General features: G+C 39.0%; 9 protein-coding genes and 1 pseudogene. 1 reads left to right on the top strand and 9 read right to left on the bottom strand.

Annotation, left to right across the window (positions count from 1 at the left end; genetic code table 11):
- Positions 1–219 precede the first annotated feature (219 nt).
- On the top strand, positions 220–2,064 hold the full coding sequence (locus tag ABIQ28_RS06040) for a cystathionine beta-synthase (protein ID WP_348035980.1): 1,845 nt from the start codon (positions 220–222) through the stop codon (positions 2,062–2,064).
- Positions 2,065–2,225: 161 nt separating this feature from the next.
- Here ABIQ28_RS06040 and ABIQ28_RS06035 read toward each other — a convergent pair whose 3' ends face one another.
- The 9 genes and pseudogenes from ABIQ28_RS06035 to ABIQ28_RS05995 all read right to left on the bottom strand — a co-directional run.
- Complete coding sequence (locus ABIQ28_RS06035; protein WP_348035979.1) at positions 2,226–3,809, bottom strand: cellulase family glycosylhydrolase; 1,584 nt, start codon at positions 3,807–3,809, stop codon at positions 2,226–2,228.
- A gap of 244 nt (positions 3,810–4,053) precedes the next feature.
- Positions 4,054–5,424: pseudogene (locus ABIQ28_RS06030) on the bottom strand (aldehyde dehydrogenase).
- Positions 5,425–5,708: 284 nt separating this feature from the next.
- Complete coding sequence (locus ABIQ28_RS06025; RefSeq protein ID WP_348035978.1) at positions 5,709–6,596, bottom strand: PKD domain-containing protein; 888 nt, start codon at positions 6,594–6,596, stop codon at positions 5,709–5,711.
- Positions 6,597–6,710: 114 nt separating this feature from the next.
- On the bottom strand, positions 6,711–8,183 hold the full coding sequence (locus tag ABIQ28_RS06020; RefSeq protein ID WP_348035977.1) for a SusD/RagB family nutrient-binding outer membrane lipoprotein: 1,473 nt from the start codon (positions 8,181–8,183) through the stop codon (positions 6,711–6,713).
- An 11-nt stretch (positions 8,184–8,194) separates the two neighbouring features.
- Entirely contained in the window at positions 8,195–11,275 is a 3,081-nt protein-coding gene (locus ABIQ28_RS06015; protein WP_348035976.1) for a SusC/RagA family TonB-linked outer membrane protein, read from the bottom strand.
- Between the two features lie 34 nt (positions 11,276–11,309).
- Complete coding sequence (locus tag ABIQ28_RS06010) at positions 11,310–12,812, bottom strand: parallel beta-helix domain-containing protein (protein ID WP_348035975.1); 1,503 nt, start codon at positions 12,810–12,812, stop codon at positions 11,310–11,312.
- 23 nt (positions 12,813–12,835) lie between these two features.
- Positions 12,836–14,026, bottom strand: coding sequence for a cytochrome c peroxidase (locus ABIQ28_RS06005; RefSeq protein WP_348035974.1), 1,191 nt, complete (start codon positions 14,024–14,026; stop codon positions 12,836–12,838).
- Between the two features lie 8 nt (positions 14,027–14,034).
- A complete protein-coding gene (locus ABIQ28_RS06000) occupies positions 14,035–14,676 on the bottom strand; it encodes a TetR/AcrR family transcriptional regulator (protein ID WP_348035973.1) in 642 nt (213 codons plus the stop codon).
- A 280-nt stretch (positions 14,677–14,956) separates the two neighbouring features.
- A partial coding sequence (locus tag ABIQ28_RS05995) for a hypothetical protein (protein WP_348035972.1) occupies positions 14,957–15,854 on the bottom strand: 898 nt, incomplete at its 5' end.

The raw sequence follows: 15,854 nt of genomic DNA, 5'->3' as shown, positions 1-15,854 counted from the left end.
TATATTGTCTTCCCCAAGTCCATAACTGCCTTTTCCTGGCCCTTTCACTTCTAAAAGACATTTGAACAGATTTAAATTAATAGAATTGCGGATGGCCATGTCGATGTGCAGCAGACAGCCTAGTTTTGCCTATTGGCACACGGTCAAAATTCCATCGTTTAACACTTCTTAAAAAAATGGAATTAGCGTATCTTGCCAATCTATTTAAAGTTGAGAATTATGGAAGTAAGTAAAGTACTAGATTATATACAAGAAGTCTTAGAAAAGATGCCAGCAGACTGGTTGAATTTAACCACCCATCGTCTAGATATTTATGATGAAGCATTAGCCAAAACGCAGTTCCTGGAACAATTTGAAGACTTATTCAAGACCAATAATTCTGAAACCTCAGCACTCCATAACTTACCGACTGCTTACGATTATATTCGATTAGGTCATCCCCTATCTTGTGTACTGGAATGGACAATTGCTAAATTGCAACATCTACCTTCCGAAAACGTCATCAGTTTTTCATCGCAAACCACGCCTATTTTCGCCATTCTGAGAAAAAACTTATTAGACAATAAAAATACGCAGATCCTTTATACAGATGAATTACCAAAGTTTTTTGATGCTGACGTAGTGCAACGCGTTTATGGTTATCAATTTGAATTAAAAAAAGTTGAGAATGCAGCAGAAATATCCAAATTTGAAGGTAGTACTGTTCTCATTTCACAAGATGACGCATTCGCAACTCCAAATCTTACACAAAATATTGATTTTGTCATCGGTTTGCATGCCGAACTTGGAAGTATTATAATAGTAAATAGTAATAAAAATGAAAGTTATATTTCAGAAATCCAACATGTAAGAAGAAGAGAAACCATTGCCATGACGCCAGCTAATTGTTTGGTGGCGCTAAAGTTACTTATTGGAGAGTCATCTTTTGTTAATAAACAAAGTGATTTAGTCACCAACAAAACAAGTGTCATAAATTCAATCAAAGCGATTACCGGTTCAAATACAAAAGCACTCGTTGCTTCGAGTGGACTATCGATGCAATATGCGATTATGATGGGCCTTATTGACGATGCCCTTCAAAACCATAATGGAAAAAACATCAAATTCATTGTTCCGCCCAATTGTTATGGAGGCACGAATGATCAAGCACGACGCGTTGCCGCTTGTCTTGATAATGTGGAAGTGGTAGATTTATTGGTGGATGGAGACAACAACATGGTTCAAAGTATTAATACCGTTTTAGCTCAAATCGCCCAGGAAGATGGAGTTCCTTACATCATTGCCGAAATTCCAACCAACCCTAGAGTTGAAGTTCCAGATCTTATAAAACTAAAGAATGTTTTAAGTAAAGAACGAAAAACAGCATCTGGTAAAATTGCTATCGATCCTGTTTTTATTTTAGATCAAACTTTTTGTCCTAATGTTCACTTTTTACGTCAGGGCGAAATACTTTCCGCGGTCAGAACCATTTCATATGTTAGTGGATCGAAGTTTCCCAGTGGCGGAAAATGTACGGCTGGTTATTGTGTAGGAAACACAAAAACTGAGGCTTTGATGGATAAAATAGAAGTACACCTCAACCTTTGCGACAACGAAGCTACAGATCTTCAATATGAAATATTAGCCAAACAAATGCCTTCAATGAATCAACGGATTAAGGAGGCGTACACGAATACCCGCGAATTTGTAAATTTTATTCACGATGTTTTACCAGGAGCCAAAATAAATTTTGTTTCAGAAGAACTGGCAAATCAAAGTTTTACACCATCGGTGTTTTCATTAGATCTTCCAACCAAAGGGAATACAGATGATGAAAGAGAAGCTTATAAAAGAGCCTTAAATCTGAAGTTAATCCATTTGATGATTACAAAGATTCCCCATGAAAGTAAATTCTGTGTGAGCTACGGACAGTTAAAAGGCTGCTATTGGACAATTCCTGCGACCTCTACCCAAGGCACAACCAAAGAAGGCGACAAAGATTATATTGTTCGTGCTGCCCTTGCTCCTACATTAGATTTGGAACTTCATAAAAAAGTCTTTTTAGAATTTGTTGCAAGCATTTAGGTATGAATTCATATTGTGAAGAAAAAATTGAAAATGTCTTGAAATATTGACATAGAACTTAATGACCTAAGATTTATATAACACTATACTCTAGGCTATTAAGTCTATATTTCAATTTAAATGGTACTGGATTCCCTCTAAATTCGTCCTTAAACAACGAACTAATTAAAAGATAAGTCCAGTTTCCGAATTCCACCCTTTCCTATAGCGGGAATAATCAAATACCCTGCATCGGAGTCCTTGATTTTTTCAGTTGAAAATGTTTTTACTTCGTCATTTTTCAACTTAGAAAGATGCGGAATATAAACCACTGTAGCGGCATTGTCGGTCGCACCTTCCTCCCATTCCATCATAAAACTCCCTGCTTCAAAATTATTGCGATAACTTTTCAGTTTCCCATTGGTATACGCCGGATAAGTTCGGAGTAATACTTGTTTGAAATATGCCATTTTATCAAGGTCATTGGTATATGACCAATAGGCGTTGCCAAATAAATGCTGCTCAATTAAATTCATCGAACTAATGGCCGTTGGGATTACAGATTCAGAATTGTCATAATAAGCGCCCCATTCCCCTACCCAAACTGGCATTTTTAATTGTTCGCCCTTTTTTGCGATTTGGTTAAATATGTACTCGACTCTAGCGGTAGCCGCCAAAGCTGCTGCTTCGGTATCCACCACCAAGTCGTATCCATGTGCCGCATAAGCCACCAAAGGATCTGGGCTACCATCGGCCAACTTCACACGCTCTATACTGCTGGCCACGCCTGTGTTGCTGTAATAACTATGCTCTAAAAACAAAATATGATTGGCATCCACTTCACGAATGGCATTACTCACTTTTTGATACATCGGTTGAAGATGTTTAGTTTCAAATTCGTGAATCAAATCGAAAAGTTGACTAATCACAAAATCATAATTCTCTGTTGTAGAAATGACGTTAAGAGCTTCCATTCGGCTTGCTTCATCCATCCACATGGCGCCTAATTGTTCCTCTGTAAGAATTTCGCCAGTTAATTTATAATGTAATTGCCCGTAAGCACCTAATAATATCATTGTGGATTGAACGCCTGAAGATCCCGGAAATGGTTCGTTCATAATATCGTAGCCAATGACCGTTTTATTATCTGCATAACGTTTTGCAATATGTTTCCATAAAGCTGCATAATGGTCTTGAAGTCCAATACCATCCGATGCCGGTTTATTGAGCCAAAAATTGTCAAACGATGTTTGTACGGCTTCACTCATCACATACGCATCGCTCCAAACCGCACCTGTGGCATGTGGCTTTCCTTCATCTAGCGTTGCCCATTCTGGTGCACCATCGGCATATTTTACACTAAAAAGATCTTGATGCATATCTAAAACCACAAACATGTCATTGGCGGCTGCCCATTCGATGCGTTGGTCAATTTCTTTTAAATAGGCTTCATTATAAACACCTGGTTCTGGTTCTAATCCATCCCAAATAATGAGAAAACGAATGGTATTCACGCCCTGTTTTTTAAGTTTTGCATAAAGTTCTGGTCCACCTTTAAAAATATAACCTTCCTCTTTATTTTTGCTGCCAACATTAACGCCATTCAAAATAACCTGTCTGCCGAAATTATCCACAAACTGATCACCTTTGATGGTAATTGTACTTGGTAAAATATTTTCGTTAGATGTTGTTCCGCTGTTGTCTTTACAACTTGTAAATACAATACCAATTAACAACAAGATTACTGATTTTTGAAATTTATTCATTTTACTGGTTGATTTGGTTATAAAAAGTTAATCTGGTTTTAAATAAACATATGTGGACTAAAATGCCAAGGCTATTTAAACACACGGAAAGTCTGTTGAATTCGTGAAATTTATAATAAATGATTTTCGGCCAATATTTTAAGGACACGAATGAATTTGTGGAAATTCGTGAAATTCGTGTCAAGATTTTTTAAGTTATAATTGTGATGAACTTCAGTAGTTTGTTTCAAAAACATATCACGTTTTAAAACAGGTGTTTAATTTTCTTGGCAAACTTTATCGGCACATTATAAGGCGGATAACGCACGGGTGCTTCAAACCAATTAGCTTTTTTGATAATCGCTTTATGATGTGAAAATATATCGAAGGATATTTTGCCATGGTAAGCGCCGATACCACTTTGCCCGACGCCACCAAACGGCAAAAGTTTGTTGGTAATTTGAATGACGGTATCGTTGATCGCGCCACCACCAAAACTATAAGTATCGATTATTTTTTCCTGAAATTCTTTATTGTTGGAAAAAACATAAGCCGCCAGTGGTTTTCCATAATTCGAAATATATGTGTGGATATCGTCTTCTGTTTTATAAGAAATTATCGGTAGAATTGGTCCGAAAATTTCTCCAGCCATGAGTTTACTGTTCATTTTCGGTTCATTCACTAAAGTCGGCGACAAGTAATTGTCTGTATCATTGCTATGACCTCAAAAAAGAATGTCTTCGCCTTCCAACATGTCCTTTAAACCTGTGTAATGTTTTTGACTGACCGTTCGTGAAAAATCTGGCGAGGCTTCCACGTTTTCGCCGTAGCATTTGGTTATATTTTCTTTCAAGGCGTCCACCAGTTTATCTTTTACGCTTTCATGCACGAGAATATAATCGGAGGCGATACAGGTTTGGCCAGCATTCAAAAATTTACCCCAAACGATACGTTTTGCCGCTAAATCGATATTGGCAGTAGCATCAACAATACATGGATTTTTTCCTCCCAACTCTAAAGTTACAGGCGTTAAGTGCTTTGCAGCACTTTCATAAACAATTTTCCCCACTTGGGTACTTCCGGTAAAAAAGATATAATCCCATTTTTCGGCTAATAACTGTTGGGAAACGGCAACACCGCCTTCTACAACGGCAACATGGGCAGGGTCAAAAACAGCTTTAATAATCTCAGAAATCACAGCAGCGGTGTGTGGCGTCACTTCTGAGGGTTTTACAACGGCGGTATTACCTGCAGCGATCGCACCAATTAAAGGTGCAATGGCCAACTGAAAAGGATAGTTCCAAGGGGCGATAATCAACACGGCACCATAAGGTTCTTTATAAATATAATCGGATGAAGGCCAATTCATCCAACTGGCAGAAACTCTTTTTGGGCGCGCCCAACGGTCAATTTTTTTGAGTGTATATTTTAATTCGGCCAATACAAATTGAGTTTCGGCCGCCAAGGTTTCAAACTTTGGCTTTTTAAAATCTGCATACAAGGCATCGCAAATAGCATCTTCGCGCTTCACAATTTCCTCTTGTAAGCGTTTTAAGGATTTCTTTCTAAATGAAACATCTTTCGTTTGTTGCGTTTGAAAAAAATCGTGTTGTCGTTGTAATATTTCGGTTATCATTTTATGCGCGTTTATCTTCGACTTTATGAATATTCATATTTAAATCATCTACTCTATCTATTGACTAAAACTTGTCAATTCACTGCATCCCATTGAATTGCCCCTCATAAAAAATGAGCTATCTGGATGAACATCCATCAAATCAACTTAGGAATCAATTTTTAAATCTAAACACGATTCCCGATGCCCCGAATACTCAGGGCCATCGAAAACCACTTAAAATTAGGGGATATAATTACCAAAACTCTTATTTCTTTAAAAATTCATTCTTCCAAGACGATAACTTATAACGCTTCCAATGACAAATGAAACAATATCGTTGGTTGCTCTAATACCGCAGGCTCCGTATGGATCCCCAAAGCCACGTTCATGGTTTTTGCAGTAATTTCCTTTAAAATCACTAAAACCTTCACGTCCTTAAAGCCTAAATATTCGCCTAAAACCAATTGTGTTTTGTTGGTAAAATTAACTGGACCTTCAGCGGCATCTACGGTAAAATCGCCTTCCACTAGCTCCCAAGTCGCATCGGTAGATGGTGTATAAAGCACATTTGCTAAAGGCACATTATTTGGATCATAGGAAACCGCGGTAATATCCTCGCCTCGGAATACCATCGCATAGACTAATCCCATAAGGCTTTGTCCATCTTTGTTATCTACTTTATAAGCGCCATCATGCACAAATGTAAAGGTATCTTCGTAAGAAGCCCCCAAACCTACGGCATCCAAAAGATTATCAAATGAAGGCAGAAAAAGGTTTAGCCTATTATCTACCGGACCCGCTCCTTCTTTACCCGAAGTATAGGCTTTTTTAAGGCGCCATGATTTCCCCTGTGGTTTGGCCTGGCCTCCCGTAAGTAAAATTTCAATAGATTCTTGGATAGTCACAACCTTTGTTTCTGAAAATGTACCGTTGGGTCCTGTAACCGTCATTACCACCGTATAATCGCCAGCTGCTGCATACGCATACACTGGGTCTTCTTCAGAACTTGTTGAACCATCTCCAAAATCCCAAGCAATGGTGGTCGCATTTGCCACCGTTCCGTTAAAAGTAACTTGCGTGCCTTCTACTAAAAACTGAAAATCAGCTAAAGGACTATGATCTTCATCTTTGCTACAAGTTAAGAATAATAGGGTCAGTATTAATAGACTAAATATTTTTATAGTTTTCATCTGTTCTTTTTTATTGTTTTTATTGTTCAGATAGAATACCCGAAATCAAATTATCAATCTATTTGAAAATCATCATCGGGCATTTCATATATCTATATTTTTATTTTTTGAAATTTAGTTTTTATCCCACCACACTGGGGTGTCAATTTTATTCGCCCCCTGTCTTGAAATGGCCTGCAATACATTGTCTTTATTTGAGCTCAATTCAAAACTAGAATACAAAAACCTTTTTGGCAAAACACCATTGGTTACACCTTGCGACAAATTACTAGCGGTTCGGGTGGCAATAAACGGAAATCCAGTTCGTCGAATGTGCGACCATCCTTCAAAATAATTTTGCACCAAGGCGATCCACATTTGCGTACCGATTTGCAGCTCATCATTGCTGCCTGCCAATGAAGCGGCTGAGCTCGCCATAAAAGCCGTGATAGAAGATGCATTGAGGTCCCATTGCTGTAATGAGGTTTCAATCCCTTTTCTATATAAGATATTCGCTTGGCTCGCATCATTATTATAGGCCAAAGCAGCTTCTGCCCTTAAAAGCCAAACCTCAGATGCCGTCATCACAAATAGTTTACTTTCTTTTGATGATAGCGCCGTTCCGATATCTGATTTGGTTGAGAAATTAGAATTTCCGAAGGCGGTATCGTCTAATCCGTTGGTCATGCCACTATACGCGCCATTGCCATCTTTATTTACAAATACCGATAATCTTGGATCAGCAGAACTTTGCAATTGATTAATCAATAGCGTTGACATTTTGATGGATGGGAAACCCGTACGCATGGTAAACCACTTGTTACCGTTGCCTTCGGTTTCAATCATAAAAGCATTATGATCATTCGTTTCCATTAAATGTTCGGTCAAGCATTGCGCCACGGTTTGTTTAGATAAGGCATTATCCGCATTACGCAATCTCATGGCCAATCGCAAACGTACACTGTTCGCGAAACGCACCCATTTTTTTAAATCATTATTGAAAACAGGATCAGAATTAGGATATCCCATTGACGCATCAGCAGTTTTCAAAATGGCAATGCTTGTGGATAAACTTTCGATCATGTCTTCATAAATCGTTTGCTGTGGATCATATTTTGGACGAATAATACCTTGAGTTTTCCCTTTACCACCTTCTAGATAAGGTATTTCTCCAAAGGCATCCGTCAATTTTGCATATCCCAATACGGCAATCACGTTGGCCATGGCATGACGCACCTCATTTTTGGTGTCGCCAGTAGACGTGATCTCCAAAACTTCTTCGATATGTCTGATCACGCCGCCGTACATGTCCGTGAACATTTGATTGTATTGCACATCAAATCCATCGCCATATTGATCTGGAAGTCGCGCGGTACTTCCTGCTACAAAATAATGTCCATAATGTCCAGCAAAACGCGATGCCGAATCATCAGTGGTGCCCTGAAACAGACTTCTGACGGCTTTAGTAAACAAGGCGGCATCATCAATTTCGGTTACTGCATTTGGGTTATCTCTTAAATCGTCCAAACGTTGCTGGCACGAAAAAGGCAACGCTAACAAGATCATTACGACGACTATTTTCCCTATTGTATTGTGTATATTTTTCATAATCATCAGGATTAAAAGTTGATTTTCAAGTTAAGACCATAACTTCTGGTTGATGGCAGCGACGAATGCTCAAGTGCCGCTCCTGTTGGACCACTGCTATAACCAGCTTCTGGATCGATATCGCCAGCAGCGTTGTAGAAAAAGAATAAGTTCCGTCCGATGGCCGAAATACTTCCAGATTCAATAAAAGTGTTTCTCAACAAGGAACTTGGCAGATCATAAGTTAAAATCAATTCCTTGAACTTGACATTGGTCGCATCTAAAATTTGATCCGTGGCGATTTCATTCGTGAAGATATCCGAGTAATGTTTCAACATGGCGTCAGAAGGTGTTTCATTAACAAACCCTGTGTTTTCATTAATCCCATCCACAATGATTCCCGTTTCTCTTCCTTCTAAACTACGAGCGTCAGTTCCAAAAAACATTCGGTAAGCACGTCCATAAGAATAGAATTCCCCACCTTGCTGAATACTGATCAAAGTACTCACTGAAAAGTTTTTATATCTGAATTTATTGACAATTCCGCCATACCAATCGGGGGTTATAGTTCCCAACTTGGTGCGCTCGCCTTTTTGTGCATAACCGTTATTATCTATTAATTTTCGACCAAAATTATCTCTTAAATAATCGTAGCCATAAATACTTCCAAATTCTTGGCCTGGTCTCGCTTCTACCGAAACATGCCAAAGCGAATTCAACGTGATGCTTTCCAACCCTTCGTTTAAGGATTCGACTTTAGAGTTGCTCTTAGTAAAGTTAAACCCAAGATTCCATTCAAAATTATCCGATTCAAAAGGAACCGCGTTCAGCTGAAACTCATAGCCTTTACTGGCGATGACACCGGCATTAACAACTTTGGTTGCATAACCAGATGCTCCTGAAATCGGCACTGCCATAATCTGATCCTTGGTTTTGGTTTCATAATACGTGAAATCAAATTGCAGGCGATTATTAAAGAATCCAAGTTCGGTACCCACTTCCCATGACTCTGAGGTTTCAGGTCTGAGACCAAAAGATGGCAAACTTGACGGAATCGATCCTACGGTATAAGGCAAGGTTACGGTTTGATCAACGTCGTAAACAGCTTGGGTTCTGTAAGGACTTGTGTCGTTACCAACCACAGCAAAAGAACCTCTTAATTTTCCTTTATTAAAAACACTCGATTCAATCCCTAGCATTTTTGAGAACAATAAACTCATGTTTTCCGAGTGGTACCAATAGGAATTATTTTCCTTCGGTAAAGCGGATGAATTATCATTTCTTAAGGTCGCATCAAAATAAAGAAAGCCTCTATAACTAAATTGTCCTAAACCATAAAACGAATACACGCCTTTTTCTGAAATGCCTTCTGAACTATAAGAATTCTTATAATTACTGATGCGATAAAAATTAGGGACTTTGGCATCATTCCCCCAAATATTCACATAGCTACTGTATTCATCTCGATAGCTCGATCCTAAACTCAGGGTCATTCTAACATCAGAAATACCGGTATTATAGGTGGCTAGGACATCTGAATTCCAAACGCGACTTTTGCCGCTATCATGGCCGTAATTGCCAAGACCATTACTTTGAAACTGTGAGCCTCTTGCGGCATAATTTGTATAATCATAGAGGATATAGTCCATGCCCGTTTTTCCTGTGATTTTGAAGTTGTGCGCCAAATCCCAGTTTGCAGAAACAAGCCCCTGAAAACGGTCTTTTTCATCAATATTTTTCACATTATTTTGAGACCAATAGGGGTTATTGAAGGTATTATCCAAATTCCACTTAATCTCTTCGCCATTGGCATTGATTGTGTTATTTTTCACATCAGTTAATCTTATATCCCTCGGCATTAAAGATAACTGCAAAGCGGTGTTCGCTCCATCTTCTGCTAATGCTGGACGGTTGTTAACTTTAGAGGTTAGGTAGGTCATTTTACCATCCACACTAAATTTTTCGGTCAAATTTGATTTTCCTCGGATAGAAATCGTCTGTTTTGCCAAGGTGTTGTTGGCAATAATCCCACGACTTTTCTCGTCGGTAATGGACATTCTAAAAGATCCCTTTTCTGACTGTCCTTCAAAAGCTACTGAATTAGAAGCTGAATAACCCTTTTGATAAAATTGCTTGTAGGGATTGCCATGAGATTCAAAAACGTCCGGTTGTCCTAACCAATTGGTATAGGCTTGTCCTTGCATTTTAGGTCCCCAGCTCCATGAAAAAGGGTAATCCAAAACAGGACGCCCATCTCCGCCGATGGGTGCAAAATCACCAAACGCACCGGAACCGTATTCATTTTGCAAATCTGGTGTTAAAGACACTTCTGTGAATGTGTAATTTGAGTTTAACGTGATCCCGATCCCTTTCTTTTTGACCCCTGATTTGGTAGTAATCAAAATCACACCGTGCATACCCAACGAGCCATAAGCAGCTGCTGCACCGGCACCTTTTAAGACACTGATCGATTCCACATCATCGGGATTAATGTCGGATAACGCATCACCGCGGTCCACGCCTCCCCATTGCGACCCACCACCAGCATCATTACTGATGGGAATACCATCCACAACCACCAATGGTCGGTTGGAGCCATTTATCGTGGTCACACCTCTTAGTAAAATTCGGCTTGAACCATCAACGCCAGTATTAGCCTGAGTGATTTGAAGTCCTGCAACTTTACCCGAAAGTGAATTCATAACATTATGCTCTTTAGCAACATTGACATCCGCTGCCGAAAGCTGAGAAACAGAATACCCAAGGGATTCTTTGTCTCTCTGAATATTTAAAGCGGTAATGACCACCTCATCCATCAATTGTGCATCAGTTTCGAGCGACACATTAATCCTCGTTTGGCCGCCTACTAAAACTTCATGTGTTTTATATCCTAAATAAGAAAACACCAAAATTTTGGTATCGTTAATACCATTAATTTCATAAATCCCCTCAAAGTTTGTAGTGACACCCTTATCCGAGTTTTTCACCATGATGGTAACGCCTATGAGCGGCATATTTGTATCTTTTTCCAATACCTGACCAGAAACGGTTTTTTGGGCCCATGAAGTGACGGAACATCCAATCACCGTTATGATTAAGAAAAATTTGTTCATATAATTAGTTTTGATTAGTTAGAATTCATTTTTATTAATTAGTCATTTTTAAGATGTATTCGGCGACTGCCATTTTAGCCTCTGCTGATAAATAATCTTGTGGCGGCATATCAGGAAAATCTTTTCTTAAGTTCAAGGGTTTGGTAATATAATTGACAATCCCTTGTGGGTTATCCACATAAATTTCTTTGATAATCTGAGTGTCCACCCCAATCAAGGTCGTGCCAAAAGCATGACATCCCGCGCAAACGCCATAATAGGTGATTTCGCCCAACTCATGCTCTGAAACAGATCGTGGCGTTACTGGAGCGTTCAACATCATCGATTTCACCTCTTTAGTGTCGGCAATTTGAGCTTGTCCATAATTACCCAAACCAAAAGTGCGGTATCTATTTTTATCTCTGATCGTACTTCCTGTGCCGCCGCCAAAAGCAAAAATATCTGGCCCTTTTGATTGAAGCTGGCTTAGCATCATGGCTTTAATTTCGCCTGTAGGATCGTTGCCATTATCAAACATGATATTATCCAAAAGAACGATGCGGTCTGGATTGCCTTCTGAATTGGGATCATTAGCTTTCGGATCGCCATTTGCCAAATCGACGATAGTGATCCCGGTATTATTATTGCCCGTGATGATATTACCTTCCACGATCACGTCATCGGCCGCCATAATCAGGATCCCTGTTCCTGGAGGAATACTCGCCACTGTTGATCCTGGAGCTCCAAAGTTGGGATGGTTATTGTTGACCACAAAATTGTTTCTGAAGATGATATTAAACGCCGTTTTAATTGGAAGTCCGGGCGTAATGAAAGCTAAAAGCCCACCTGTATTATTATGTGCATAGTTATTTTCGACCAAACAATGTCTGGAGTTTTCAATTTCAATTCCTGCAACACTATCAAACACCTCATTATGAAGCACATCAATATTATCGCACATCCCCACATAAATAGCGGCATCAGCAATTTTACTGAGCACGTTATGTTCTATTAATCCGTTTTTCCCATACTGCGGAAAGATGCCATAAACTCCGGTATAAATAATCCAGTTATTTCGGATGATGAAATTGTTTCCAGCTTGGCCCATAATGCCGTTGCCTTTATAATTTATAATTTTAAAATTCTCGATGAGAATGCCATTTCCAGAATATAAAATAGCATCATTGATTTGCTTTTTCCCATCTAATGTTGGCCATTCGCCCTTAATAACCACACCTTGTAAACTGATGTCATCTTTGTCGATATACACGTTTTCCGAATAAACACCTGGGAAAACCCGAATTAAATCGCCAGGGTTAGCCGATTTTACCGCCTCCTGAATGGAACCTCCTTTTCTGACTTCAATCACTTGTCCTGCAAATTCCTTTCGTTGTGCAACCTGAGTTGTATCACTCGATAGACCAACATTTCGATATTGCATGGTGGAAGGCATGGGCACGGTACTTTCGCCACTAGATGAGAAGAACATTTTTCCAAAAAACACGCCGAGAGCGATTAATAGAGCTCCGCCAATAATTTTAAATAAGGTTGATTTCATTGTTTTAGTGGTTTAAAAATTTGTTATATGGAACTTTTTAAACCTGAAGGCAAGGCGTCAGGTATTTTTGGCATGAATGATTCGTCGGTTAGAGTTTTTAAAAAATCTACAAGTCGATCCAGCTCATAATCGCTTAAGTTAGGTTCCCAAATATGCCAATGAATTCGTAGGTCTTCGCCTTCAGGCACCGCATGCCCCCGGCCTTTGGTGTAGAACTCAACGGTTTCGCGCAAGGTTTCAAATTTCCCAGAATGCATGTAGGGTCCGGTGTTTTCTATATTTCTTAAGCTAGGCACCTTAAAGGCACCACGCATAGTCTTATCATTAAAAGTTATTTCGGCACCAGGATCTAAAGGCAAACCATCGGGTTCTGGCGTGCCGATAACGGCAAATTGTTGGTTCGTAAAAAGTGGCGGCGTATGACATTCGGCACATCTGGCCACAAATGAACGAAACACATTCATGCCTTCAATTTCTTGAGGATTTAAAGCCTCATGGTAGCCATGAACATAATGGTCGTATCGGCTATTCAATGAAATTAATGAGGTTTGAAAAGCGGATAACGCCCTAGAAATCTCGGTTAACTTGATGTCATCTTTCTTTCCTCTTTCTGGATAAGCCTCAGCAAATAAGTGTCTGTAATTCTCAATATCATTTAAGGTCTTGAGCAAATTTTCAGGGCTATTGGCCATTTCTTCTTCAGAAAACAAGGAGCCTTCCAATTGTTCCTCTAAACTATTGGCACGACCATCCCAAAACAGCCGGCTCAAATAAGCGACATTCCAAAGGCTTGGTGCACCGCGGTCTAATTTCAAATTGTTATTACCGATACTCGTAGGTAGGCCATCACTAAAACCTTTTGCGGGAATATGACAGGTAGCGCAGGACATACTGCCATCCAAAGACAACACCGGATCAAAAAACAGGTACCTTCCCAAATCAATTTCCTGTGGGGTAAATCCGTCACGTACTTTTGGCAATCCCGTTTGTAGCCCACCGACGCCAACATTGTTTGGAGAATCATATTGCAGATATAAATTCTGGGAAATACATTTATTATCCTCGTTCAATTTAAATCCGGGCGGACAATGGCAATTTAATTGTGCTAAATCGGTATAAGCATCTGATTTTTTTGATAAAAATAAAAACACTAGAAGACCACATAATAAAAGACCGATGCTACTGGATGTTATATATGTGCTTCTGTTTTTCATTTCAGTTTCTACGGATTTGGACAGATAAAATTGAAATAGCTTCTAAATACCTTTTCGTATTTTTCAGTCAGCATCGCCGCAACATCTTTTTTAACAGTTGAATGATGGACGGCGACCCCCTCAATCATGCCAACAATTTGATAACTTAAGGTTTCAGGATCTAGATCCTTTTTAACTTCGTTGTTTTGAATGCCTTCAGAAACTATATTTTGTATGAAATTTTTATAGGCGATGGAGGTTTCGCTAAACTGCTTTCTGATTTCAGGAAAATTTTCACATTCCAATTGAAATTGAAACAATCTTTGAATTGGATATTTTATCCCGTTCTTTCCCATGGATTCCACCATCGCAAACAAACCTACCCCTAGCATATATGCTTTTTCGATACGTTGTTTGAAATTAAGACCTTCAAAGTCGGATTCCTTTATACTTAATTCTTTAAAAAAATACTCATCCAAAACGGCCACCAAGATGCCCTCTTTACTCTCAAAATGATGATAGATACCTCCTTTTGACAGGTTGCTCGCTTCCATAATATCCTTAATGGAAACGGACTGATATCCCTTTTTCAGAAAGAGTTTATAAGCTGTTTTTAAAATCAGTTCCTTATTAGGGATTTTAGGTTCACCCTCTTCTTTTTGCAATGCCATATCCGTAAATAAATTCAGAATAATTTAGATCAATATTCAAAAACCGACCCGTCGGTTTGTAAATATATAAAAAAAAATCACAATTTCCTATACATCTGAAAAATAGATGTTAAAGAGTTTATTTAGAATAAAGATGCCTTATTTAACAAACATTGACACATCGAATCCTTCCAAGATCGCAAAATGATATTGCCATATATTACAAAGCCTCGCCAGTTGTTCGATTGACAAGGTTTTATATTTCTAAGATAATCAATGAATAGGATTATTTACAAATCATTTATTTCTTAAAATCCGGATCCATATCAGGCGTCCGAAGTCCCGCAACCTCATTGGCCATGAGTATAAACACATTCCAACATAAGCCTCTGGTGGATGACCACCAAGAATCGGTTGTGGTCCATTTTGTTGGAATAAATTCCTTGCTGTAAGGCCATTTGGGATTAAGGTTAATTTCGGCCCATACCCTATTTTCCATGAGTGGTTTTGCTTTTGCCCAGCCGTGCATTAACCCAACGACATAGGCACAATATTCTGGTCGCAACCAACTGCCGCCGTTATAATAATAACCATCTCTGGCATGATCTTTATAGTTTTCTTCTCCAAACTCCCGAAAAGGCTGGTAATCGGCCGTGAGATAGGAATAGCCCTTTTCACTGTCATCCAATCGCACACAAACGGGCGCTGTGGTGCCATACTCGGGATGTGGTGAATTTGGCACTTTATTTAATATCGGCATCTGCTCTAAATGATTGATGACCATCTCGTCCGTTAACATCGGCTCTTTAAATAACCATAAGGAGAAAAATTCAGGTTCCAAATCGGTCATGGTAATGACATCCGGGAAATCCCGATCAAATAATAAATGTTTTCTTTTGACATCATAAAAATCAAGATAGCCGGCCACCGCTTTTTGGACATAGGCATCGGATATATCATAACCCAATTCCTTAATTGTTTTTAACGCAATGGCAAAAATGCCTTGATTGACCGCCAATTTATCTGTTTTGGGTTCGTATTTATTAATATCAATCTGACTTAAAGTGAAATGGGACTGAACAATGCCATCTCTGTTTTCGTCAAATTCGTTTAAAACATAATTTACGGCTTTTTCTATCTTTTCCTTAGGCAAGGTCACACCAAAACGCCGTTTGTTGAGCATCGCCCAGATTAAAAAT

This window comes from Gelidibacter sp. (assembly GCF_039916245.1).
Classification (GTDB): Bacteria; Bacteroidota; Bacteroidia; order Flavobacteriales; family Flavobacteriaceae; genus Gelidibacter.
The sequence above is the reverse complement of the archived record's forward strand: the minus strand, read 5'-3'. Positions and strand labels throughout refer to the sequence as shown.

Bases quoted from the DNA above. Each gene is read 5' to 3' on its own strand.
- ABIQ28_RS06000 (WP_348035973.1), bottom strand. From the start codon at position 14,676: ATGGCATTGCAAAAAGAAGAGGGTGAACCTAAAATCCCTAATAAGGAA.
- ABIQ28_RS06025 (WP_348035978.1), bottom strand. From the start codon at position 6,596: ATGAAAACTATAAAAATATTTAGTCTATTAATACTGACCCTATTATTC.
- ABIQ28_RS06015 (WP_348035976.1), bottom strand. From the start codon at position 11,275: ATGAACAAATTTTTCTTAATCATAACGGTGATTGGATGTTCCGTCACT.
- ABIQ28_RS06020 (WP_348035977.1), bottom strand. From the start codon at position 8,183: ATGAAAAATATACACAATACAATAGGGAAAATAGTCGTCGTAATGATC.
- ABIQ28_RS06005 (WP_348035974.1), bottom strand. From the start codon at position 14,026: ATGAAAAACAGAAGCACATATATAACATCCAGTAGCATCGGTCTTTTA.
- ABIQ28_RS06010 (WP_348035975.1), bottom strand. From the start codon at position 12,812: ATGAAATCAACCTTATTTAAAATTATTGGCGGAGCTCTATTAATCGCT.
- ABIQ28_RS06035 (WP_348035979.1), bottom strand. From the start codon at position 3,809: ATGAATAAATTTCAAAAATCAGTAATCTTGTTGTTAATTGGTATTGTA.
- ABIQ28_RS06040 (WP_348035980.1), top strand. From the start codon at position 220: ATGGAAGTAAGTAAAGTACTAGATTATATACAAGAAGTCTTAGAAAAG.